The sequence below is a fragment of the Telmatobacter bradus genome, assembly GCF_048629425.1.
GTDB classification, from domain to species: Bacteria; Acidobacteriota; Terriglobia; order Terriglobales; family Acidobacteriaceae; genus Telmatobacter; species Telmatobacter bradus.
The window spans coordinates 4,374,367-4,398,954 of sequence record NZ_CP184532.1; the positions used below are offsets into that span (position 1 = coordinate 4,374,367).

19 protein-coding genes are annotated in these 24,588 nt (G+C 53.3%); 6 read left to right on the plus strand and 13 right to left on the minus strand.

Annotated elements, in window-relative coordinates; all coding sequences use genetic code 11:
- Nucleotides 1–34 precede the first annotated feature (34 nt).
- Both ACOBR2_RS18010 and ACOBR2_RS18015 read left to right on the plus strand, forming a co-directional pair.
- Nucleotides 35–946, plus strand: coding sequence for a response regulator (locus tag ACOBR2_RS18010; RefSeq protein ID WP_420237476.1), 912 nt, complete (start codon nucleotides 35–37; stop codon nucleotides 944–946).
- Nucleotides 947–983: 37 nt separating this feature from the next.
- On the plus strand, nucleotides 984–1,727 hold the full coding sequence (locus tag ACOBR2_RS18015; protein ID WP_420237477.1) for a PAS domain S-box protein: 744 nt from the start codon (nucleotides 984–986) through the stop codon (nucleotides 1,725–1,727).
- 460 nt (nucleotides 1,728–2,187) lie between these two features.
- On the opposite strand, the gene ACOBR2_RS18020 is transcribed toward ACOBR2_RS18015, so the two are convergent.
- A complete protein-coding gene (locus ACOBR2_RS18020) occupies nucleotides 2,188–3,804 on the minus strand; it encodes a phytoene desaturase family protein (protein WP_420237478.1) in 1,617 nt (538 codons plus the stop codon).
- A 107-nt stretch (nucleotides 3,805–3,911) separates the two neighbouring features.
- Between ACOBR2_RS18020 and ACOBR2_RS18025 the strand changes: the two genes are divergently transcribed.
- Nucleotides 3,912–4,520, plus strand: a complete 609-nt coding sequence (locus tag ACOBR2_RS18025) for a TetR/AcrR family transcriptional regulator (protein WP_420237479.1) — start codon at nucleotides 3,912–3,914, stop codon at nucleotides 4,518–4,520.
- Between the two features lie 220 nt (nucleotides 4,521–4,740).
- Here ACOBR2_RS18025 and ACOBR2_RS18030 read toward each other — a convergent pair whose 3' ends face one another.
- The 12 genes from ACOBR2_RS18030 to ACOBR2_RS18085 all read right to left on the minus strand — a co-directional run bounded on the left by ACOBR2_RS18030 (nucleotide 4,741) and on the right by ACOBR2_RS18085 (nucleotide 21,406).
- Complete coding sequence (locus ACOBR2_RS18030) at nucleotides 4,741–5,697, minus strand: IS5 family transposase (RefSeq protein ID WP_420237480.1); 957 nt, start codon at nucleotides 5,695–5,697, stop codon at nucleotides 4,741–4,743.
- Between the two features lie 10 nt (nucleotides 5,698–5,707).
- On the minus strand, nucleotides 5,708–6,727 hold the full coding sequence (locus ACOBR2_RS18035; RefSeq protein WP_420240037.1) for an IS1595 family transposase: 1,020 nt from the start codon (nucleotides 6,725–6,727) through the stop codon (nucleotides 5,708–5,710).
- A gap of 290 nt (nucleotides 6,728–7,017) precedes the next feature.
- Entirely contained in the window at nucleotides 7,018–8,103 is a 1,086-nt protein-coding gene (locus ACOBR2_RS18040) for an IS630 family transposase (protein ID WP_420237481.1), read from the minus strand.
- A gap of 61 nt (nucleotides 8,104–8,164) precedes the next feature.
- Nucleotides 8,165–9,376 carry an HDOD domain-containing protein gene (locus ACOBR2_RS18045; RefSeq protein ID WP_420237482.1) on the minus strand — a complete coding sequence of 404 codons (1,212 nt, stop codon included), beginning with the start codon at nucleotides 9,374–9,376 and terminating at the stop codon, nucleotides 8,165–8,167.
- The gene (locus ACOBR2_RS18050) at nucleotides 9,373–11,745 is read right to left on the minus strand and encodes an MHYT domain-containing protein (RefSeq protein ID WP_420237483.1); all 2,373 of its coding nucleotides are present in this window, start codon (nucleotides 11,743–11,745) and stop codon (nucleotides 9,373–9,375) included. Before ACOBR2_RS18050 ends, ACOBR2_RS18045 begins: the two co-directional genes overlap by 4 nt.
- A gap of 1,956 nt (nucleotides 11,746–13,701) precedes the next feature.
- Nucleotides 13,702–14,499, minus strand: coding sequence for a LytR/AlgR family response regulator transcription factor (locus tag ACOBR2_RS18055; protein ID WP_420237484.1), 798 nt, complete (start codon nucleotides 14,497–14,499; stop codon nucleotides 13,702–13,704).
- Nucleotides 14,499–15,641 (minus strand): sensor histidine kinase, encoded by a 1,143-nt coding sequence (locus tag ACOBR2_RS18060; protein WP_420237485.1) that lies wholly within the window; start codon nucleotides 15,639–15,641, stop codon nucleotides 14,499–14,501. The genes ACOBR2_RS18055 and ACOBR2_RS18060 overlap by 1 nt, the downstream gene beginning before the upstream one ends.
- Complete coding sequence (locus ACOBR2_RS18065) at nucleotides 15,638–16,723, minus strand: hypothetical protein (protein ID WP_420237486.1); 1,086 nt, start codon at nucleotides 16,721–16,723, stop codon at nucleotides 15,638–15,640. Before ACOBR2_RS18065 ends, ACOBR2_RS18060 begins: the two co-directional genes overlap by 4 nt.
- A 78-nt stretch (nucleotides 16,724–16,801) precedes the next feature.
- Nucleotides 16,802–17,560, minus strand: coding sequence for an outer membrane lipoprotein-sorting protein (locus tag ACOBR2_RS18070; RefSeq protein WP_420237487.1), 759 nt, complete (start codon nucleotides 17,558–17,560; stop codon nucleotides 16,802–16,804).
- Nucleotides 17,553–18,779 (minus strand): ABC transporter permease, encoded by a 1,227-nt coding sequence (locus ACOBR2_RS18075; RefSeq protein WP_420237488.1) that lies wholly within the window; start codon nucleotides 18,777–18,779, stop codon nucleotides 17,553–17,555. The genes ACOBR2_RS18070 and ACOBR2_RS18075 overlap by 8 nt, the downstream gene beginning before the upstream one ends.
- Nucleotides 18,772–19,566: an ABC transporter ATP-binding protein gene (locus ACOBR2_RS18080; RefSeq protein WP_420237489.1), complete on the minus strand. Its 795-nt coding sequence runs from the start codon at nucleotides 19,564–19,566 to the stop codon at nucleotides 18,772–18,774. The genes ACOBR2_RS18075 and ACOBR2_RS18080 overlap by 8 nt, the downstream gene beginning before the upstream one ends.
- 382 nt (nucleotides 19,567–19,948) lie before the next feature.
- Nucleotides 19,949–21,406 (minus strand): prolyl oligopeptidase family serine peptidase, encoded by a 1,458-nt coding sequence (locus ACOBR2_RS18085; RefSeq protein WP_420237490.1) that lies wholly within the window; start codon nucleotides 21,404–21,406, stop codon nucleotides 19,949–19,951.
- A 255-nt stretch (nucleotides 21,407–21,661) separates the two neighbouring features.
- Here ACOBR2_RS18085 and ACOBR2_RS18090 point away from each other — a divergent pair, with 255 nt between their 5' ends.
- The 3 genes from ACOBR2_RS18090 (at nucleotide 21,662) to rho (ending at nucleotide 24,376) form a co-directional block, all read left to right on the plus strand.
- On the plus strand, nucleotides 21,662–21,868 hold the full coding sequence (locus tag ACOBR2_RS18090) for a hypothetical protein (protein WP_420237491.1): 207 nt from the start codon (nucleotides 21,662–21,664) through the stop codon (nucleotides 21,866–21,868).
- A gap of 831 nt (nucleotides 21,869–22,699) precedes the next feature.
- Nucleotides 22,700–22,915: a DNA-directed RNA polymerase subunit omega gene (locus ACOBR2_RS18095; RefSeq protein WP_420237492.1), complete on the plus strand. Its 216-nt coding sequence runs from the start codon at nucleotides 22,700–22,702 to the stop codon at nucleotides 22,913–22,915.
- Nucleotides 22,916–23,125: 210 nt separating this feature from the next.
- Nucleotides 23,126–24,376, plus strand: a complete 1,251-nt coding sequence (gene rho / locus ACOBR2_RS18100; protein ID WP_420237493.1) for a transcription termination factor Rho — start codon at nucleotides 23,126–23,128, stop codon at nucleotides 24,374–24,376.
- The last annotated feature ends 212 nt before the right edge of the window (nucleotides 24,377–24,588 follow it).

Consider the following 24,588-nt stretch of genomic DNA (forward strand, 5'->3'; position numbering starts at 1 on the left):
GATGGGATACCAAGACAGCGTTTAGGGGAACCTTGTGGCGGATAGAATCCTCTTTGTCGATGATGAACAAGGCGTTCTCGATGGCTACGAGCGCCTCCTGCGCAAGGATTTCCACGTCTACGTGGCGCGCGGAGGGTTGGAGGGGCTGGAGGCGATGGAGAAATACGGCCCCTTCGCTGTCGTGATCTCGGACATGCGAATGCCGGGCATGAACGGCGCCGAATTCCTGGCCCAGGTGCGTCAAAAAGAACCCAGCACCGTTCGGATGTTGCTGACCGGATTTACTGATCTCAGCGCAGCCATTGACGCAGTGAATGAGGGAAATATATTTCGCTTTCTTACCAAGCCATGCAGGAAAGAAATTCTGGTAGAGGCTATCAACATTGGCATCGCCCAGCACCACTCCATCACGGCCGAGAAGGATTTAATCAAGAAGGCCCAGGCCACCGAGCAACTTACGCCTGAGCCGTATGATGAGGATATTTGTCAATGGGATAACTTCGAAGGACCTACCGGATTACCCGGGCCATCGCAAGCCCGAGGACTCCTTGCTCCGCTTTTCGGTGTCGATTCCAAATGCTATGTCGTATTGCTCACGCTCACAGCGCTCCAGACCCTGGAGCGGCGTTATGGGGAGGAATCGGCGGGCGACTATCTGAACATTGCCGCCCAATTCCTGATGCAATCTTTGCGGTCGGAAGATCGGCTTTTTCACTGGGAACGGGATGTCCTGATGGCCGTGATGCGCAGGCAAATCTCTCCTGCGGCTATGCGCCTGGAGATTGTCCGTCTGACATCGGCCAGTCGCGAGCATGTGATGGAGGTGAATGGGAGGAGCATTATGGTCGCGAGTCCGATTACGTTTGATCTTCTTCCGATATCGCAGTTTTCAACATTCGATGAAATGCTCGCGGCGTTCCACGCCAATGTGAGCAAGAAGGTCTGAGGCTATGAACCCCGAGCACGTCCAAAGATCGTCTTCGATGAAATACGCAACTGACTTGAGCGAGTCCCTGTTCGACAGTGTGCCTATTCCACTTTTACTTGTCGATGCGGCAGGAAAGGTTGTTAGAGCAAACCCTGCCGAGTGCAAGCTGTTGGGCTATTCGGTCGAGGAAATGCAGGGAAGACCAATGTGGGAGTTTATCGCGAATGAGGAGGAACAACTTTCGCAGCAGCGCTTCCGGGATGTCTTGGAAGGCTTGGAGTTGACGACTTCCTATCGGCGCTGCTTCAAAACAAAGGATAATGATTACTTGATATGTGAGTTATACGTCCAGGTCGTCCCTTACAGCGCAGAAAACGGACCATTTGTCCTCGCGGCAAGTATCAATGTAACAAGGCAAGTCGTGGAAGCACGCTGCCGGGGAGAAGTCGCGCGCTGGCTCGAAGCGGCGTTTCGTTCTCTGCCTGAAGCGACCGTGATCTTGGACACGCTTGGACGCATCCGCTACCTCAATCACGCTGCGGAGCAACTGCTGGGATGGAGTCAAGTAGAGGCATCCGGGGAAATTGCAGAAGATCTGATCCCATGGAGAGATGTGCTCTCATCCGACGGCACGCAGTCGGACTATGAACTTCAACGGGGAATATCGTTAGGGTGGTCTGGATCTGCGACGATCATCGCCAGAGAAGGGACTGCAAAGAGGCTGCAGATCAGGACAGAACCCGTAGTTGATTCCAACGGCCTTGTTCTTGGAATTGCCAATTGCCTGACCCCTCTGTGATGCGATTTTGGTAACGGCATTAGAGACCAGCAAAGCAATCGCAACTGCCACAGTCCACTCCAACAGCGCCGTCTGAAAAGCAAAGTACACCATCCAGCAGAATGGAATTTTTCTGCCCCGAGAGACAATCGCGCCGGCCTTGGAACCAAGGTTAAAATCACGACTGCGAAAGGCGTGTAATATAACCACGCCACCACGGCTGTGGGCTACAGTTCGTCAAGCATCTTCCAAATCGATGGTTCATATATGAAACTGGCAGTAAGAATCCTTTTGCATTCCAACCTGAGAATCAGTTTGTCTGCATCCCCATTCCACCTCAAGGTGAACGTTAACCTGAACTCTCGCTTTTATCGCCTTGCCCCGAAGCGGGTACACGTTCCGTCTCCTACCTTGGTTGGAATGCCATGATCTGCACCATCCGCGTCCACTCGCCTTCTTACCTACATTTCAAGTAGTGCGTTCATCCCTGGAATCGCGATAGCGGTTTATGCACTACACCGAAGAGATTCCTTCTGAGTGCGAGCGAGGCCGCAATGACGCCCCCATAGAGCACCCCGGCCACGCCTGCCCCCGCGACATCAGCGCCCGTAAGCAACAGCCCCCGTATCGGCGTTCGCGCACCCAGTTCGCGCATACGGTAGCGAGCTGGCGTCGCAGCAATGCCGTAGATTTCCCCTTGCGGATGGTTCATGAAATGACGTGTGGAAAGTGGCGTAGAGATCTCGGCGTGAGCAATGCGCCCGGCCAGTTGCGGATACTGGGTCGTGAGCAGATCCGTCAGCCGCTCGGTCCAGTACTGCTTCAGGCTGTCGTAGTCCGCGCCGCGCTTCATCCAGCGTGTCTCGGACCAGCGCGCAAAGTTGGCAAATGGAAAAGGAACCATGATCTCTGCCGTGGCGTGACCAGGATGACGCAGTTCGAACTCCGGATCCTTGGCCGAAGGGAAGGAAATGAAAGCTACTGGCAGCGGTGCATCCGGATTGGTCTGAAAGCAGCTGAGACTGGCGTCATGATCGTAGCCGGGGTAGAGCCAAAGGTTGGTGCCCGTCAACCCCAGTTCCGCACTGCTTCCATCAAGTCCGGCATAGAGGTTGATGTGAGCTCTGGAGGGTGAAAGCTGAAGCAGTCCAGCCCTTACCTTCTCCATCTCGGGCAGGTCACCGGGCAATAATCGGAAAAAGGTGTTTCCAGCGCCAGCATCACTTATGACCAGAGGGCTCTCGATGACCTGCCCGTCGGCCAATTCCACGCCACGAACTCTGTGATTGCCAAGTAGAATACGCCGCACCTCGGCGCTGGTAACCACCATGCCGCCCGCCCGCTCAATCTGCGGAACGATGCTGGCTGCTATCCGTTCGGAGCCGCCCACAGGGTAGGATGCGCCGCTGAAATAATGCGCTGCGATAGTCGCGTGGATGGCAAAGCTGCTTTCGGTGGGCGTCAGACCGTAGTCTCCCCACTGCGCGGTCAACACACCGGCCAACTCCGCACTCACTCCGAGTTCATCCAGCACTTGCCGTGTGGTCTGGCCTGCCCAGTGCAGGAATCCGCGCCGCAAGAGCCCACCGAGCATGGCTGCCACGGGAGCAGGAATCGATTTTTCGATGTTGTAAAATAGCCCTGCGCGATTGCAGGCCAGTATAGCCGCCAGATAACCGTCAATGGCACGCTCCTCGCGCGGAAACCGCTCCACGAGTCCAGAGCGAAAGAAATCAATTCCGGCCACGAATTCGTACGAATCACCGGCAATCACGATGCGATCGTAGATCTCTGGCATCGGTGCCCACTTCAGATTGCCCTCCGTCAGATGATCGAAGGCGCGGCGCAGTTGCATGGACGGATCCTTCACGTCTCCGATGTAATGCACGCCCACGTCCCAGGTAAAACCGGGTCGCGAGAAGCTATGCGTAAAGCCTCCGGCCAGGTAGTGCCGCTCCAGCACCAGCACGCGTTTGTCGCCGTGCATGCTGAGTAGCGCGGCTGCGGTGAGTCCGCCAATGCCCGAGCCAATCACTACTGCATCCCAGTTGCCGTCGAGCCGTGCCTGTTTGAGCGGTGTAGAGACTGCTTTTCCCATGATTTCCTCCGGAGTGAATTCTCGGAATCTCGATATGTTGACACTGACAACATAAACTTAGCGGAAGAATGTTGCCAGTGTCAACATCCTTCCGCTAAAATCTTTCCATGACAGGCAAAAAGCCCTACCATCATGAGAATTTGCGTGCCTCCCTGCTGGAAGCCGCCGTGGCGCTGGTGGGGGAGCGCGGACCAAGAGGTTTTACTCTACGCGAGGTTGCACGACGAGCCGGAGTTTCGCACAACGCGCCCTATCGCCACTTTGCCAGTCGGGACGAATTGCTCAAGGCAGTGGCCGAGGAGGGTTTCGAGCGGCTACGCGAGGACATGATTCTGGCTCAGAAACGCGGCCAAACGGCGTTGGATCGATTGCGGCTAAGCGGCTGTGGCTATGTTGAGTTCGCGTTGCGCTGGCCGAACCACTTCACTGTTTTGTTCGACCTTCCGCGGCAACTGCCGGAAGAGAGTGCAAAAGAGCCTGCAGAGAAGGGTGCCTTCAGCGTACTCTTGCAAGCAATCAGGGAAACGCAGGCGGAAGGAGTTCTTCCGCCTGGGGACGCACTTCCACTGGCTCTGACTGCTTGGTCGCTGGTGCATGGAATCGCCCGGCTGGCCGTCAGCGGTACTCTTCCGATGAGTCACGAACAGACCCTTGAATTTACTTGGCAGGCAACAGAACTCCTGGGAGGCGCATTGCACACTTCTTCCAAGAGCTGAAAACGACCTCCTGTATGCCGCAAAGACAATACTCTTTTGATTGGACCAATTGTTTCGCAATCTAGGGAGCCTCTGCACAACCCGCGATTTTGCGGTGTAATTATAATGCAATGGGTTCGGAAGCAGTTATAGCCAGAATTGCGGGTTCAGTTGCATCCAGGCGCGGGCTCTACGTGGTTGTTTTTTGTCTCTGGAGGCCGTTTTCCGGCATCCAGAGACACTACGCCCCCAGCGCGACCAGCCGTTTGCGATTTTGGTAAAGGTTAACCAGGGCAAAGGCCGCGCAAAGCCACTCGTGGTTCTTCCTTAAGCCACGATAGCGCACCTTGGTAAATCCAAAAACGCGCTTCAGAATGCGGAAACACCACTCCACCTTCGATCTAACTCTGGCCTTGGTCGTATTTTTGCGCTTGGCTTCTTCGTCTACATAATTTTTGAACTTGGTGCGGCGGCTGGTCATATCTTGCGCCCCGGGCGCGGCCGCATGAATTGCCTCGGTTTGTCCTTGATAGCCTGCGTCTCCCCAGACTTTCTTCTCTGCGCCGTGCAGTAAGTCAGGCAGCATATGTTTGTCCGCCACGCTGGCCGCAGAGGTGCCGACTGAGTGCACAATGCCCGACTTGCTATCAACGCCAAGGTGCGCTTTCGCGCCGAAGTACCATTGCTGTCCCTTCCTGGTCTGGTGCATCTGAGGATCGCGCTTGCCGGTCGAGTTCTTCGTCGAACTCGGAGCGTTGATAATCGTTGCATCCACGATGGTTCCCGTGCCGATGCGAATGCCCCGGCTGGCTAGAAAGTGGTTCACCGTATCGAGTATCTGGCCGCATAACTCATGTTCTTCGAGCAGGTGGCGGAAGCGCAGAATGGTGCTTTCATCGGGCGCGGAGGCACGGCCCAGATCAACTCCGGCGAAGCGCCGCAACACGGGCGAATCATAGAAAGCTTCTTCCATTCCGGGGTCTGAAAAACCAAACCACTGCTGCAAGAAGTACGTGCGGAGCATGATCGACAAGCCTGCTGGTTGGCGGCCGTTGCCAGCCTTGGGATAATGAGGCTCAACCAGCGCCAATAACTCCGCCCACGGCACCACTTGCTCCATCTGATCCAGAAAAAGCTCCCGCTTGCCCTTGCGACCATACTGCTCAAAACTCGCTTGTGACGCCAGTGTTCGTTGCATGCCTATCCGGTTAAGACATACACCCACTACATGTAGGGTGTTTCCATTTTCCTGAGTAAAGATCTTTGAATGTCGGGGCAGCAATATCGCCTGCGATTCCGAGTAGAGAACGAAAAGCGTTGAACGGATAGAACCGTCGATTGAAGCGAAACGTAAACTCATTGAGATAGGCTTGTAGGTGTTGGTGGCTGACGCCGTGATGAGTACCTTGCAGCCAAGTCTTCAGGTTAGAGAAAACGAGATGGGAGATGGGCAGGTATTCCTCGGCAACCTCTGGGGCGCCGCATTCGGCTAGAGCATAGTGCTCGTAGCCTCGCTTTGCCAAGCTTGGATAAGCACTGCAATCGTCGGTGAGGATCATCGTCCCTGTAGCGACAGTGTTTTCGACAAACCCGCAAAGGACTTCGGCGCTCCGGTCAGCAACAACGGCGAGTCTGATTCGTCCGGCATAGCGGCCAGCTTTGCGCTTGTCCAAGGCGGTCCCCGGTTTGCGATGACGCACCTCGACGGCACAGGCAACAAGAACTTTGTGGTGGACGCCGCGGCCTTCTCCTCGCGTCCGCCCTCCGACCAAGGTTTCGTCTACTTCGACGTATTGATCGGAATGCCCGCCGATGCGATCCTGGTCCGGCCGCACCATTCCCGCGCGGAGTTTATGAAGAATGCCGAAAGCCGTCTCGTAGCGGGACAGCCCAAGCTGGCGCTGAAACTGCACGGCCGATATTCCAAGTGTTTGACTGGCGACCAGATAAGCAGCCCAGAACCAAATGCTCAGTGGCGTGTGGCTACGTTCCATGACGGTGCCCACTGTTAGCCCTGTCTGGCGACGGCATTTGCGGCAGGTCAGCACGCTGGGGCGCGTGGCAACGCGAAATGGCTCTCCCTTTGCCTGGCAGTGTGAACAGACAAAGCCAGCGCTCCAGCGTGCCCTTTCCAGATAAGAAGCACAGGCGATGTCATTGGGAAACAGCCGCTGGAACTCAGGCAGCGAGCGTGGGAAAAGAAGATCATCGCGTTGGAGAACGTCCATCATACCCACCGCCGCACCTGCCGACGAGATAAACGCTATATCTTGTGGGTGTATGTGTCAACCGGATAGGCATGGTTCGTTGCCGCATCGCCCTTGCCCTCTACTTATCATTTTATCCAAGCAGAATGCAGTATTGGGACTTGTGCAGAGTCTCCCTAGATGGATTGATGTCCTGCCGCTATAACTGCAGATGCAGTGACAGTTATAGCGGCTTGTCACCGTAGCATCTTCCACTGTCTGGCACTTAATGTAACCCTGTCTTGCCGCCGTTCTTTGGCATCAATATCTACCTAGTGTCCTGAGTCATTAATTCGCCGACAGTATCGAGCGAGGGAATCGAGGATTTGATCTGCGGATTTTGTCCAGACGAAGGGTTTTGGCAGTGAGTTGTTGCGCTCGATAAAGCTACGGATGGTCTTCTCCAACTCCCGAGTGGAGCAAAAGCTGCCGCTACGGATTTGTTTTTCTGTCAAGGCCGCAAACCAGCGTTCTACGAGGTTGAGCCAACTGGCTGATGTTGGCGTGAAGTGCACATGGAAGCGAGGGCGCTTCACAAGCCAACGTTGAATGAACGCCGTTTTGTGCGTGCCATAGTTGTCCATAATCAGGTGCACGTCCAACTCTTCCGGAACATTGGCTTCGATGGTGTCGAGGAACTTGCGAAATTCCTCGCTGCGATGGCGGCGATGCAGTTCTCCGATCACCTTGCCGGTCTTGGTGTCGAGGGCGGCAAACAACGTGGTCGTGCCGTGGCGCAGATAGTCGTGGGCACGGCGTTCGGCTTGTCCTAGGCGCATCGGCAGTAGGGGCGCGGTGCGTTCCAGGGCTTGAATCTGGCTCTTTTCGTCCACGCACAGCACCAGAGCGCGCTCGGGCGGATTCATGTACAAGCCGACGATGTCCCGCACCTTGTCGATGAATAAAGGGTCGCGGCTCAACTTGAACGAATCAGTGCGATGCGGTTGCAAGGCAAAGGCGCGCCAGATGCGGCTAATCGCAGTTTGGTTGAGCCCGGTTGCCTGTGCCATGGATCGGGTAGACCAATGCGTTGCATCAGTGGGTTTGCTTTCCAGTGTGCGACTAATGACGGCTTCCACCTGCGCATCGTTTATCTTGCGCGGCTGACCGGGCCGTGGTTCATCCAGCAGTCCATCCACACCACTACAGCGAAAACGTTCCCGCCACTTACTAACCGTCTGGATGTGAAGATGAAAGTGGCTGGCGACTTCGGTACTTGCATGACCCTCAGCAAGGCGCAAAACGATGCGCGCACGCAGCGCCAAGGCCTGTGCCGACTTGGGTCTGCGTGCCCATTGCTGCAACTGCTCCTGCTGATCGGCTGACAACGGCGGCAGTGGAAAGCGGGGTTTAGCCATGACAAAATCTCCTGTCATAGTAAACCCACTTCTCCGGAAATAAATGTGGTTAATTAATGACTCAGGACACTAGTGTGTTTTCGATGCATTGGAGTGCACGCTCGCGAAGTGCTGGAAACTGATCCAACAGGTCCAATGCCTCAAGCGAAATGCGGTCTGCTTCGCTGAGTTCAGTACACCTGACGTCGTTAGGATGCTCATCCAGTTCATGGGCGATAAGGTTTGCGACATAAACAGCTGCGCAGCTATCGAGGCCGGAGTGCATCAAACGAGTGGGATGGTGGTGATATGCGATCGCCTCTACCGTCAGGTTGGGGAGCCCCCAGAGGCCAAGCAAATATGCACCTATTTCCGCGTGCGATGTCCCAATCAGTTCTTGCTCGGCTTCAAAGGTTTTGCAACCGCGCTCGCTAGCTTGTGACAAAGCAGAGCAAAACACATCAGGCATCGCACTCGCTAGAAAAAGTCGTCCGATATCGTGCAGGAGCGCACCAAGAGTCGTAACATCTTGAATTCCTCGGTCCACAGGAAGCAATCCTGCAATAGTAGCGGCATGATACGAATGTTGTTCAAGGGATTCGCAAACTGAATGCGGGATACGCGAATCAGGTACAAATACCCTGAACGCCTCAGAAGCGAGAGCAAGATTCTTGATGGTTGCCATGCCCAAGTAGGTTGCGGCACCCGTCAGGCCCGTGACTTGTTGTGGAAGTCCGAAAAAGGCACTGTTCGCAAGTTGCAAGACTTTTGCGGACATGGCAACATCCCTCTCGATGATGCTGGCTATATCTGAAATGGAGGTGGCCGGGTTTTGCATTGCCTGAATAAGACGGGCGTACGTGCTTGATAAGGATGGCAGTTCACTAACAGATCCAATGATTTTACGAATCTCTGGTGTATTGAGTGTTTCCTGCAGAGAACAGACCCTTTCGATTGTCGCGCGAAGTTCTGAAGATGTACACGGTTTGCAAAGACAGCGATGGGCGGAGGAAACCGCTCGTGTAGCAAGTAATAAGTCGGAATATCCTGATAATACGATTCGTGCCGTGCTTGGAAAGCGATCACGGATGTGGCTCAATAATTCAGCGCCATCCATCCCTGGCATCCGCATGTCGGAGACAACAACGTCGAAGCTACAGGTTTCGCAAGCCCGTAAAGCGGCTTCTCCTCCAACCGCAAACTGTAACTCCCAACGTTCCCGATCCGCATGAAGCATGCGACGAATCCCATCGAGGACATTGCTCTCATCGTCTACAAATAGAATTCGTTTCACGCGGTCTCCCCACTCGTTGAAAGGCGCTTCCCCTCATAAGGCATGCGAATAATAAAAGTTGTTCCTTTTCCCACTTCCGTTTCGCAGTGAATTGTTCCCCCATGCCTGTCAACGATCACAGATCGTGCTATTGCCAAACCCTGCCCAGTTCCTTTGCCTATTTCCTTGGTAGTAAAGAATGGATCGAATATCCGGATCCTAACGTTTTCCGGAATGCCCGTACCAGTGTCTTGAACTCGAATTTCAGCCCATCCTGGAAACTTCTGCGTTTTAATACGGATCATCCCCTTTTCCACTTTCCCTTTTTCGATTACATCCGAGATTGCGTGCGCTGCATTCACTATTAGGTTTAAGATCACTTGGTTAAATTCACCGGGTTGGCATGAAACCATGGGAAGTGAAGGGTCATAATTTGTCTCCATCTCCGCCACGTATTTCCACTCATTGCGCGCGACCGTAATTGTGCTTTCGATGGCGTGGTTCAAATCCAGCGGGATTTTATCCTTGGTCCCCGGATGAGAGAATTCCTTCATTGCATTGACCAGAGTGCTGACACGACTGACGCCTTCAAGTGCCTGGTCTATTGCCTGAGGAATCTCTTCAAGCAAATAAGGTATATCCGCACGCTCTGCTTCCGCTGCGATTTCGCGGATGACCTCGTACGATAAAGTATTGTCTTTTACCATGGATTGCAGCCGCGCATAACCTGCGAGCGGACTCTTCAGGTCCACAAAAGAATCCTTCAAGAATTGCACATTATCACCTATGAACTGTGTCGGAGTATTGATTTCGTGAGCGATTCCTGCTGCGAGTTGTCCTACAGACTCCAGCTTCTGCGCTTGAAAGAGTTGATCACGAAGGAGCTTACGCTCTGTAATCTCGTCACACATTCCTTCATAGCGAACAACGGTTCCATTTTGACGAATGGCGCGGATGCTCATGCTAAGCCATATTCTCCTTCCTCCTTTGCAATAAACCTCGCACTCGAAATTTCGCACGCCTCCAACCTTATCCATAACCAGCATGAATTCGACACCGCGTTTAGAATCGACGAAGAGTTGCTTAGAAAGGTCAGTGACGCTTGCAATCATTTCTTCCGGGGAATCATAGCCGAATGTAAACGCCATGGCAGAATTAACATTTAATAAATTCCCATCGGGAGTGCTCTGATAAATACCAAAAAAGGCTTTGTCAAATATTCCACGATACTTGAGCTCTGCCTCACGCAGTGCATTTTCAACCCCTTTGAGCACGGTGATATCTCGTCCCACGCCAGCAATACCTATTATTTTCCCTTTGGCATCGCGTATTGGTACTTTAGTCGTCAAGATGTCAACTTCGTTCCCCGCACGGTCGATGCCCTTTTCTTCATGGTTATACAACGGCTGTCCAGACTGTATTACGTTTTGTTCGTCTTGGTAAAAATTCTCGGCTAACTCTCGCGGATAGAAATCAAAATCTGTCTTTCCTAGCAATTCTTCTGGAGTCTCTACTCCTACCTGTCGAGCCAAGTAGGGATTGGCCACAACAAACCTGCTCTTAAGATCTTTTACGTACATATAGTCCGGTATGTTATTGATCAAGGCCCGCAGTGTGGCACGCTCTTCGTCCACCTTCGAGCGTTGAACAAAGAGTTGACGATCCACTAAGGCGGCGATCAGGGCAACCCCCAGAACTAGGACGGTTACGACCACAATGGCGAAAATAGCTAGTGCAGTTATTCCTACTGATTGCGAAAGGTCTGGAGCCACATCGTCTGGCATGAAGCTCACTGCCGCCATGCCTGTATAGTGCATGGTTGGAATAGCCATACCCATGATTAACGCAATAATAAACTTCAGCTTCCTACTGCGATTGCCGTCGCGTGTGTAGTAGATAAGTCGCAACCCTATGAAGGAGATTATAATTGCCAGAACAACTGAGAGTGTCCACAACCATGGCTTGTAGTGGTGCATTGCCTCAAGACGCATCGCGGACATGCCGATGTAATGCATCGCAGCAATTCCCCCCCCCATTAATACGCTACCGACAGCGATATTCCGAGATGTCATCGAATCACGGCTCACTACGTAAAACGCAATCAACGAAGATGTAATAGAAGCCAGAAGAGATAGTACAACTGTGGGGACGTGATAAAAAACCGGTATCGGTAAATGAAATGCGAGCATCCCAGTGTAATGCATACACCAAATGCCACTTCCCATTGCGAATGCTCCCCCTGTGAGCCAAACAATGCGTAAGCCGCCTTGATTCGCTCGAACTCGCCCTCCAAGATCTAAGGCCGTGTAAGACGTAACAAATGCAAGCACCAACGAGAGCGCTACAAGCCGATAATCGTATGTCCCCGCGATTGAGCTCATTGAATTCATCTTCTGGCTTCCGTACTTCTACGACAGGTATCGACAGAAGTAGTGTCTGTCTGAAGAAAATTGACGTAGCGAGCCAGAGGCAGGAAAAAGCAAATCCCCATTTTCTGCTGTAATCCCAATAGAGATATTTCCGATGAAATATCTGAGCATTTTTCTACGAATTGTCTGAGATTTAAGACGATACCTTGGAAAAGCGCTGTGGTGTGCCCAAGTCACAGGAGCTGACAGCAGTAGAGATGACAGGCTAAAATGGCAGCATCAAAGAATTTATTCGTCCAACAATATTTTCTTTGTATATGACGAGCAAAGTATTATCGATGACTACGAGAGACTTCTCCGTAAAGAATTAGACGTCAATATAGCGCAGAGTGGTCTGCTTGGCCTAGCCGCAATGGAAAAGTACGCTCCCTTCTCCATCGTGGTTTCGGATATGCGTCTACCCACCATGAACAGCGCCGGTCTCTTCTCTCAGGGACGTCAGATGTGGCCGAATTCCATAAGAATTTTGCTAACCGATTAGTGTGGAACTGACCTAAAACCGACTGAACGCAGTTCGTTAAGCTACTTCTGCCAAACTGCACTACAGAACTGGAATTCGAGGACTCTGGTGCCCGATAAGATCTGCTGCAATGATGCCTTTTCAGATATCAAGCCCCAAGCCGCCTAGTTTGAGCAGGCGGAGCAAATCTTTCACATGATTGGTATCCGCCAGTGATCCCCATTTCTTCCAAGATAATTTATTGGTTGCTGTCTCGAAGATCGCACAGGAGGGAGTATTCGAGGGGATCGAGTTCAAGAACTGAACCGAGCACAACAGGTTTTTGGAGTGCCACCAAGAGGACTTCAATATCCGTGTTCCCAGAGGCCGCCTCCTCCAGAGAGGAGCGGTCGAGCGTTACAAGCAGGGTTTCTACCGCACGCGTAGCGCGGCGCTGAAAGATGCTCTGCTCACTTGCGAGCATTTTCAGTGCGCGTGCCCTGGCTATATTGGTTTGCCTCTGCTCTATATAGCACCTTCGTAAACGGTAAACCTGAAGTTTGTGAGGGCCCATAAGGGGTCTCTTGGTATCCGTTGCTGCCCATTCAAAACGCATGAGCCGTTTCACAGTAACTCTAGGATTTCCAGCCTCGGAGGAGGACCCATTTAGGTCAGAATTCTGCAATCCAAGCCTATCTTGAAATATTCCGCAAATGTTTGGAAACCTTCCCGACCACGAAGAGCATCTTGGGAACACCGAATATGTATGCTAATGTTTCTTGCACACTTAACGATGAATTCTGATCCTCGGCGATTCGTTAATATTGCGAGTTAGGCCACGTCTTTCACGGCGATCCCCCCCTACTGCCTCATGACGTGCAGCGCGCCCGATAGGCATTTACGCCTGAACGTAAATGTTCAGCAAGCACTACTATATGAGTACGAACGACGCGCCACAGACCTCGCAATCTCTGGATTTCTACAACGTATTTTCATGGCTAACCCTGGTGTACGTGCGTTCTAGAGTTTCCAGATAGTCGTTTCTGCATGTGCTCTATTTGTGCTCCATGCGCGCCATACTCCATTTGAACACCAACCAGCGAGTTTTCCAGCCTGTGAACGGCAATCTGGCGTTTTGAAACTGCCGACTGCGTGTTGGCATTCTGGTTGACGCCGAGGCAGTGTCCGAGCTGATCGACCCAAGTTTGCCCTCCACGCGTGAACGACCACCGACTAACAGCCATCTGAATTGCTCCGGTCAAGTCTGAAAGCCAGATTGATCAGCCATGCGGCAGATTACACAATATTGAAGTCATCGTCTGGAGCCAGGAGCTTTAGCTCCTCGATATATCGTTTCCAGATCTCGTCTGTCACATTACCACTCGTTGTTACCCAGTAGCGCCGCGCCCGCAAATGTAGACCCCTGGAGCGTTTTCGAACCTATCGGGGACTCTAAATTCGCTAGTCCGAAACAACTTCTATATCCCCATCTTTTCTTTAATCAGTTTCACTCGGTCGCGAGCCACTGGAAGCTTCGTGTGTAAAGCATCGCGCAGGGTGAGTAGCAGCTTTCCGGCGAACCAGAAGTTGACCTCTTGAATCCAATCAAGGTTTACCAATGTCGCACGATGAACGCGCAGAAAGCGCGCCGGATCAAGTCGTTCTTCAAGTTCCGTAACCGTTTGATCAACCATGTGCAAGCGGCCATTCACGACAGCGTAGGTTAACTTGTCCTGCGCCATGAAATGCGAAACAGAATCGAGTTCGAGAAAGCTGATGCTGTCCCCAATGCGGATTGCTACCCTGCGTGCATATTCCGGGCGCGAACCCCGAAGTTTGGCGGCCATCTCCAGCAACAATGTCGGCAGTTGCGGATTACTCTGCCATGGTGCCTGTACTGCTGGTCTTATCCGTGCAAGCTTATCCAGCGCGCGCTGCAGATGCTCAGGTTCAACGGGCTTCAGCAAGTAGTCAATGGAATTGACCTGAAAGGCCTGCAAGGCATATTCATCAAATGCGGTGATGAAGATAACGAAGGGCTGCTTCGCCAGTTCTGCCAGCAACTCAAAGCCGTTTTTGCCCGGCATCTGAATGTCGAGAAAAAGTACGTCAACGCCACCATTTCGCTCATCGTTAAGGAACCTGCAAGCTTCCTCCGGGTCCGTGGCCGAACCCACCACATGCAAGTGCGGAAAATCGCTTAATAATCGCTGCAAACGTTCAATGGCAAGAGGTTCATCATCGACGAGAAAGGCTCGGATCGGTGTGGATTCCATCAAGAAACCTCCGAGTGATTAGGCTTCGCCGGAAAGAGCAGCGCCACAACGGTCCTACCATCCTGACGCTCGACACGCAATTCTCCGGCTGAACCATATAACAGTTTCAGACGGCTAACGAGATTGCCTAACCCATGCTCTGGCTGTATCGAATCGAGTGAAAAACCTGGGCCATCATCACAAACTTCCAGATAAACACTTTCTCCATACAGCACATCCTCCTGCAACGCTCCGCGGATCGTAATCGATGCACCCTCCTGACGCTGGGCCACTACATGTTTGATGGCATTTTCCACCAGCGTTTGCAGAGCAAGCGGAGGAATTTGCTTCGCATCGAGTGATCCAGGAATATCGATGGAGAATCGCAACCGCTCACGAAAGCGGGTCCGTTCAATCTCCAGATAATCGCGCACAATCTTTTCTTCCTGGCGTAGGGCTACGGTGCCATGCTGATTGGCCGTCAGCGAAAAGCGCAACAACGAAGCGAGTTGTTCCACCGTCTTCTCAGCGCACTGAGGATCGGAGTGAATCAATGCGGCGATGGAGTTCAACGTATTGAAGAGGAAGTGAGGATGGACTCTTGATTCCAACGAGGAGAGTCGTGCCTCAGCAAGCAGTTTGTTGGCCCGTTCCTGTTCCAGTTGCCTGGTGCGCAGTTCTAACGTTGCTGTTTGCAGACGACGACGCATACGCTCATAAACACTGAGCGACAGTCCTACGGCTAAAGAGGAAAAGATGCAGAATGGCGCGTAGCTGAAAAACGAAGCCGATAAATTGGCGAGCTTATCAAAGCCCAACAGGATAAAGATCCAATCTCCACACAACAAGCCGAACAGGGAAATCAAGATCAGAAGAGCGACGTTGATCAAATGCATCCAGCGCCCTGCCCAATCGGAGAAGCGTAAGCTCACCCAATTGAGCGTCACTGTAGATGGAAGGCCTATACAGATACAAAAGAGAAACGACTTCAGCAGTCCCACTCCAAATTGCGAAAGCTGAATATCCCCCAAAGAGATAAGGAATAGGACAATGGCAACGGTAACGCCTACGGAGATAGTAAGGCCACGAACAAAAAAGCTCTTAAGTGCAGATGTGGATGATTGTGCGGGTTGGCTGTTTGCAGCTGGAGCGCGTTGCGTCATAGCTGAAATCGTACCCCCGTTGAAATCGCCGTCAGATAGGGAGTAGCGCCATATTCCGTCGCTGCACCTCCCAATGGAAACTCGCAATGCGAATAGGCAGAAAAATACTGCCCAAAGCGGCGAGTCATATCAAGAGCCTGAACGGCACTGCGATCGCGCAGATTCACAACATCATACATGCTCAAATCCCATGCCTTCCATCCCGGGCGCTCCCGCAGTCGCGACTTGCCCACGCTGAAGAAGAGATAGCTTTGCCGTCCCTGGCCGATCAGGGACGCGGAATCACGAAAATACTCGGTATTGGGTGGCGTGTAAAACTCCGCCAGAATCATAGCCCCATTCTTCATCGCAAATTTTCCGCCCAGCAGCAGGGCTGCCTGATCGCGCCAGGCAAACTCTCCATGCGCTTCCAATGCCTGACCAAAAACGCGGGTAAAGGCCATGGCTCCCTCGCTATCACCGCCCTGATCGTGACTGGCAATCAGGGCGGTATCGAACCCATGCATGAGTACGTTATACCGGAAAGCGGTTATATCTTGCTGAGAACTTCCGGCTGGGGCCAGAGCGCTTGATGCCCAGGCAAGTTGCATGGCTTGTTGGCCATGGACGTAGTCGACCTTCACCATATCCCGCCCCACATTGGTGTTCAGCCGATCTGTGGGATTAGTGGCGATGCGTGGTGGATCAAGAACGCCCACCGGAGTGAATGCGTATCCGGTTCCCCAGCGCACGATGCGACGCCCCGCCGTAAAGTCGAAATCGCCCGCTGAGAGACCTGCGTATGCTTCCTTCATGTGCGTCTGGTTGTGCATGGCGCCATCGGTTTGAGTCAGGTTCACTGCACTACCTGCAACGCTCCAGCGTTCGCGATAGCGCATCGTGATGACAGGTTCTATCAGTGTCTGATTCAACACCTGAGGCACAGGAACCTGCAGCTTTCCGTATTCGGTTGCATCATTGAGTACGGTAAGCGAAGAGCGATAATGGACATTTCTCTCTGGCTTCGACTCCGCTTCCTGGGCAGATCCGAAAATAGCCATAAAGAAAAACAACATCGTAACCACTGCTTCATTTCTCTTCATGACTATCCTCTGAATTGCATCTCTGCTGCCGTGCGGCGAACGCGGTTGATTGAACTGCAATAGCATCGCTGCCTTAGCTTAAAAGCGTTCGGCGCGGCCCTGATAGAAGAGTTTGTCGGGCAGCTCACGCGGAGTGTAATTGCTATATTCAAGAACGCTGTGCGAATTATGACGAATCTCGTCATAAAGGGTCATACGACGCAGTTGCATTCGCCCATCCACGCTGACGTATTCATCAAAGCTTGCGGACTTGATGTGCTTTCCCGATGTCAGGTAAAACTCAGCCCGCACCGGTCGTGCATCTTCCGCACGCAGCCAGTAAAGTATGCGTTGGTAAGTAGAGCCTTTGCGCTTTGCCGTGAGTTCCAGAAGATAGCAGTTCACCGTACCTAGCATCTCAGTGCGCTGATAGACAGGTGTGTAGTCCGCGGCATAGTTGGTTCTGGCCACATCGCCATTCGATGCATTGCCAGCAAGCCGTTCCAGTGGAGTAATGCGCATGGGACGGCTGGTGTCGGGCAGGAAGATCCACATATCGTCGCCCAGCATCAGCAGGTGACTTCCCTTATCGCGAGGACTGAGAAAATCTACATAAGTTTTCTCTGTTCCCTTTTGCGAGATGCCGTACAACCGTTCTTCATCGGGATTGCCGTTCTCGAAGTTGGTAATCTTAACCCGCAACGTAAAGGAACTCCATCCGTTGCGATAGATATCGGAGTGCCTGAGTAGCTCAACGGCATCCGGCGTTGCCGCATGGCCTCGCAACATGCTGCAAAGCAGCAACGCCATGACAAACATCTGTAGAAGAATGCGAGGTATGACGAGTGTTTTAAACATGAGACAGAGCCTCCGAAATCTGCAGTTTTGAAGCACGCATTGCCGGAAGAATCGAGGCTAGCGCCAGCGAGAGTACCACCAGAAAAGATGCTCCCACCATCAGCGAAGGAAGATGCAGTATCACTAGCGGGAGGTTCTCTGTGGAGCCAGGAGGGGGCGGCAGATGAACATGAGAGATGTTGATGACCCACGCCAGCAAATTGCCTCCCAGCACACCAGCCACTGCACCCAACACACCCAGCACTGTCCCCTCCGTAACAAAGAGCGCCACAATCCAGGAGCGAGGAGTACCCATAGCCAGCATGGTTCCCACTTCCCGTGTGCGTTCAAACATCGACATCAAAAGGGTATTGATGCTGGACATGAGAACCATGAAGAAGACGATGACGCCGATGAAGATGTAGATGGAATTGAAGAGAGAGCGAACCTGTTTGTAGTAAGTAGCAAGATCGATCCACTTCTTTAATGTCAGTGTCTGTGAGCTTTTCAAATACGGACCCAGTTTCGCGGCTACCGCATCCGTGTTTTCCGTACGGTCAAGGCCAATGACAAGGTTGGTGATGCGCTGGCTTTGCAGTAAGTGCTGTGCATCTGCAAGGCGAATGCGCAGATAGCGCGCGTCATATTCACTGATTCCCGTCTGCACGATGCCAACCACATTGACATCAACTCCATTCAGCGCGCCGTCCGAGGTCATTGCCATGATGGTGAGACCATCGCCCGGCTTTACATGCAGTGATTTTGCCAGGCCCGCACCGACCATAGCCTCGGTCTCTCCGTGCGGAGAAAGGCTCAGATCGTGTCCCGTGACGATGTCGGTTTTGAATCCCAGATTCGATTCCGCTTGTGGATCAACTGCACTGCCCATATAGACAGCGGTCTTTTCTTCATTGGAGAGCATGCCGTAGAACTCGATACGCGGTGCAACCCCGCGAATATGTGCCTGACCGCGAACCTGCGCGGCGATCTGCTGCCAGTCCTGCAATCCGGTGTCGAGTACGTGGACTTCATCCCGGGTGAAATGCTCGGAGTTGAAGACCTGAATGTGGCCCAGGCCGCGATTGATTTCACCTTCGCGAATGCCCTGGTACATAAAAGCGAAAAATCCTCCCACCAACAGCAGGCCGGTCACACCGCCCCCCACCATCAGCAGTGTCATGCCGGTACGGCGACGGTTCCGGAAGAGATTGCGAAAAGCAAGAAGAAGAAATTTAAACATGATGGACTCCTTCCATCGAGTTGAGTTCCACATTGGACAAGGCAAGATGTTGAGCGTTGCCGCCTGCTTCTCCAACAGACGCCTGCGATTCAATGCGGCCATCGCAGAGGCGGACAATGCGGGGGGTGTGTTCCAGAAGGCGGGCATCATGAGTGGAGAAGATGAAGGTCAGTCCCATGCGTTGGTTCAGGCCCTGCATGAGAGCGATTAATTGCGTAGCATTTTGCGTGTCCAGATTGGCAGTAGGCTCATCGGCCAACACCAGAGCAGGGCGATGTACGATGGCCCGCGCCACGGCCACACGCTGACGTTCGCCTCCACTCAGCAGGTCAGGACGATGTTGCGCGCGTTTTGCCAGGCCGACGTTTTCCAGAGCATCGGCGACCCTGCGCCTGCGCTCTCCGGCATCCACACCCTGAATCAACAGTGGATATTCCACGTTCTCCGCTGCGGTAAAAACCGGAATCAGATTGAAGGTCTGGAAGACGAAGCCTATTTTATTACGGCGCAGTTCTGACTGACCTTCGGGGTTAAGCGTAGTGGTGTTTACGCCATCAAGAAAAATTGCGCCGCTTGAAGGCTTGTCGATGCAGCCAATCAGATTGAGTAATGTGGATTTCCCGCTACCACTGGGGCCGGAGATTGCCAGAAAGTCGCCCATCGAAACCGTCAAATTCACCGCATGAAGAGCGCTGACAAAGGTTGCGGCTGTGTGCTTCCCAGGGGTATGGTCCAGTGCAAAACGGCGGCTGACTTCTTCCACCCGAATCAAAGTTTTCTTTGTCATATGCATTCCATCCCGGAGCAGGCGTGCTCTGAGAAGAAAGTACGGCGGGGGCGCACGAAATGCGCGATATTTCCGATCAATTGTCGAAATTCCGGATGAGTTGTAAAAATGGGAGGATGAAAAGGAGATACGACTGGTTGGTAGTGGAATACGAAAGCAGGAAAACCCAATGTCTTCCTGATTCCCATCAAGCACCGAACCTGCCTACATCGCAGGAGTTGCGCAGATAGACGGCATCGTTGCGATAACCGTCCAGCGCTGCAATTAAACGAGTAAATTCTTCTACACGAGTGCCTGTCTACTCAGAAATACGCTAAAAAGGGCGCAGTCCATTTGAACACCATGAGGAACCGCGCCGCAGAGGACTGCGAATTTCCCTTATTTATGTCTTTCGTTGCGCAAACAACCAGTTTCTTGCAGCTTTGATGTAGAAAAACTGTCTAGCAGCTCCCATGTGGTCGACATTGGCAAAGGTCAGGAAGGTGATGTTGCCTCCCTTGCCCAGGTAGCCGTTAATCTGCTCGCTCAACACCTTTTGATCGTCGATCGGAAAAATGGGTGCCGGGTTAAGGCGTTCTTCCGGTCGCGTAACCTTGGCACCTGCATGCTCCCAAACCGAAACGCATTTTTCATTCCATGAGGTCGATTTCGCGTCCTCTGCACCAGTGATGATCAGCACATTCTGCTTCGCCAGATCGACAACATCTGCCGGCCGCTGCTGGCCTGCGATGATAAGACCGGCGGCAAAGGTTTCAGGGTGCTTTGCCATCATCCAAAGCGACGTCATGGCCCCCATGGACCAGCCCGTGCAATAGACTCTCTTCGAATCAATCTTCAGAACCTTATCCCTTCTATCTTCCAAGTTAGGATTGCCGAAGTTCCAGGTATTCTTTAGCAGAGATGCAACCAGCCGATAAGTATTCTCGACATCGTATGTATGTTCCCAATAATCGTTCAGCGTCGTGCGTTCATAACGCGGAGTAATCACTACGCACTCACGTTCAGCCTGCTCTTCCGGCAACGCCCAGATGCTAGCGATGCATTGCTCGGTCAGCGTTTCAAGACAGGTTCCGTCGTAACTTGTCCCCGAGTGAGTGATAGCAATGACCAGTGGATATTCCTTATTCTCTCCACCTTCCTTCAAAAAGGACTTGGGCAGGTAGATGCTGTATTCGAGCATTGCGGAACGCGCATCATTCCACCACCAATGATTCTGTTCCCAGCCGTCGATTCCACGGATGACCACGTTCTTTTCGCGCCCACCAGAGTTATCCCGCACGGCAGCACTTGCGGCATAAACCTTGCCGCTCACCGTCTTGACGTCCTTTTCCTGTGTGACAGTAACTTTGTCGCTGTCCGCGGTTGGCGTACTGAGATCAGTCCCATGCGCGAATTCCGCAATAACATAACTGCCAGCAATGCTCTTTTGGCCAGGGAGGAAGGCGGGGGCGGTGTTGGTGTAGATGCCTGCCACGAGCCGCACTTGGGCTGTCAACGACTTTGAATTGTCCATCACATCGCCCATCCTCATGCCGCCCCCACCCGCTGCGGGAAAGACGCTGGTGATAAATGTATCCAGAGCCAGACTGGCGGGATCGATCGACGCGTCATACTCTACGGCAACTCCGTAAACCTTCTGTCCACCGCCGGTGACCTCGCAAAGCGCATAGACCTCCTGAATGCCTGGCCCCTTCTTCTCTCTGCCATGAGGGCCACTGGGAGCACTGGCCGCCTGAAATCCGCCGGCCTGGGCCCCAAGTTTGCCTGCCGCACCTCCAGCAAGAACCGCTCCCACCATCGAGCTGACCTTCATGAAGCCTCTTCTTGTCAGACCTTTCATGCCTTCTCCCTCCCGAATCTCGATTTACAGGTAAAAAGCATAACAGCCCACCATGGGAACCCATGATTTCCACGCGAGCAACCCTTTTGAGGACGACAGACCGCAGCAGCCAAGATTCTCCTGTCGCTATTCCTTTGATTTTTCTCACTTTAGCAAGGGTGTTACTTTCGATACTTAAGGGTTCTCTAATTTACTGCCGATACCTCATCTAAGACGCGCCAGCATCTCCGCCAGAGCGTACTTCGAGGAGTGTTCATGAACGACTTCATCTTCGCCTCCAGCAGGGACATGCTGCTCTACACTGTGCCCCTGATCGCCGCCCTGGTTGTTTCCTTGCTGCGTATTGATGTGTTCTTCTTCGCCCGGAACAAATCGCCCAAGGAGCAGACCAACCATCTGCACCGTAAGCCGATGCGTTCGGGCATGAACACGGATCCCGACGGCCGCCCCTGGAAGGCCTGAGCGCCCCGCGTCAACCTGTTGGCGACAACTTTCCGGACCCCTGCTGCTACCTGTGCCTCTGCTGCAGTGATTCCTCACCGAAAGGTCTGTTCGCCCTCTGCAGCTTCCCTGCCTGTTCCCGCCCATGAACAGGCAGGGAAGCTGCATGTAATTCCCTTCTCCGCCACTTCCCTCCCACATTTCATCTTCTTTTTACCTTTCAAAGGGTTCCAGCTTTGGGCGTTTTGCCCTCTATCAAACTCTCTCTGCCCCGATTTCCTACCTTAAACACAGAAAAACAAATCACTTAGAAAAACGATCCCATTCCCTCCAAAAGTACCCGAAAACCCATAAAAAAAAGTTGACCTCTTCCCAGCTTGGGTTTAGATTCATACAAGCCATCCTTCGAGGGCAGAGCACTCAGCAGCATCGAGCGTACCCCTTGTCGTTCCTGCATCCTTACGAGCCAAGGCTCTTTGTTGATGCCCGGTACGTCTTTGTATCTCCGAAAAAAGGAATGCTCTTAGGATTGTGTCCCAGGATTGCGCCCCCGCTTTTTTTGTTGTGTATGCGACCAGCTTCCACTCTAAGAAACTGCGTCATAGTTTTGAACAAAAGACGTGCTTGACACGTCTATAGCAAGGACGGAGTTGCTGTACCCCGAAGCTCAAGTCGACGCATCCCACCAGAAGCGGCGGCCAGGCATTCACTTTCCAGGGATACAGTGGTTCCAGTTTTGTACCAAACCAGAAGTCAGCTTCGGAGCGTTCCTTGATTTTTTCTGCGCTCCCCTGGTACCGGCGGTGCCAAGTAGTTCCGTCCGGACTGGTAACACGAGAAGGAGAAACTGCAATGCGTTCCAACCTGGTCTTTGGGGCACTCTCTCATGTGTCCAACCGCTACCAGCTCTGTCAGCTAGCCAGCAAGGCTACCCGTAAGCTGCACAAGCCCAACACCCGGCTGCAGGACACCACCAATGAGGTGCTCTGCCGCTTCCATACGGCCAATCCGGCGTCCGCAGTTTCCGCGGTCACCGCTGACGCCGAAGAAAATCGTCAGGCAGCCTGACGGCTGACAATTCGCTCCCCCCCAAGCCCATCCCGATCACTCTGCTTTTGTGCAGGATGGGCGGCTCCACTTTAACCGTGCCCTTGCAGGCCTTCAGGATTGCTTTACTCTCCCGGTCTGTGTTAAGAGTTCGATTTATAGTCCTACCTCGTTTGGAGTCCTCCTCCCTTCGGCAATCTGCCCCTCTCACATCCCGCCTCGCAGGTGATCATGACCATCGCTGAACTGAAAGAAAAAAACATTACCGAGCTGAGCCGTATCGCTCGCTCGCTTGAAATCCCCGGAACCAGCGGCCTCCGCAAACAGGACTTGATCTTCAAGATCCTCCAGGCCCAGAGCGAAAAGGAAGGCCACATCTTCGCCGATGGCGTCCTTGAAATCCTTCCCGACGGCTACGGCTTCCTTCGCTCCCCGGACTACAACTACCTGCCCGGCCCCGACGACATCTACGTCTCTCCCTCGCAGATCCGCAAGTTTGACCTCAAGACCGGCGACTCCATCTCGGGCAACATCCGTCCCCCGCATGAAGGTGAAAAGTACTTTGCTCTGGTCAAAATCGAGGCCATCAACCTCGAATCGCCCGAAGAGACCCGCAACAAAATCCTCTTTGACAACCTGACGCCGCTTTATGCGCAGGAACGCATCAAGATGGAAACCGTGCGCGAGGCCACCAGTGGCCGCGTCATGGATCTGTTGACGCCCGTCGGCAAGGGACAGCGCGGCCTGATCGTCGCCCCGCCCCGCACCGGTAAGACCATCCTGCTGCAGTCGATCGCCAACTCGATCACCACCAACCACCCTGAAGTGGTTCTGATCGTCCTGCTCATCGACGAGCGTCCGGAAGAAGTCACCGACATGCAGCGCTCGGTCAAGGGTGAGGTCATTTCCTCCACCTTCGACGAACCCGCTGCCCGCCACGTACAGGTGGCTGAAATGGTCATCGAAAAGGCCAAGCGACTGGTCGAGCACAAGCGCGACGTCGTCATCCTGCTCGACTCCATCACCCGTCTGGCCCGCGCCTACAACACCATCGTTCCGCCCTCCGGCAAGGTACTCTCCGGCGGTGTGGATTCCAATGCCCTGCAGCGCCCCAAGCGCTTCTTCGGTGCCGCCCGCAACATTGAGGAAGGCGGCAGCCTGACCATCATCGCCACCGCGCTCGTCGATACCGGCTCGCGCATGGATGAGGTCATCTTCGAAGAGTTCAAGGGCACCGGCAACATGGAAGTCATCTTGGACCGCAAACTCGTCGACAAGCGCGTCTTCCCGGCCATCGACATCCAGCGCTCCGGCACCCGTAAGGAAGAGCTGCTTATCCCCAAGGAAGACCTGCAGCGCATCTTCATCCTGCGCCGTGTGCTCAACCCGCTGTCGCCGGTGGAAGCCATGGAACTGCTGGTCAGCCGCCTGGACAAGACGCGCAACAACGCCGAGTTCCTGGCCAACATGAACCAGCTTTAAGCGAACTTTCCTTCGCCACCAGCAGGCTGCCCTCCGGGGCAGCCTGCTTTTTTTGTCACAAACCGGGCCACGCCTGCGTGATCCAGAAAATCAGGGAAAGCGCGAAAACACCCTTGATTCGCCGGATCAACAATGCCAACGCTGTAAACCGTTGTTTCCGCAACTCCCGCCGCAACTCCCGGACCGGAACCGGGTCTTGAATCTGTAGGTGC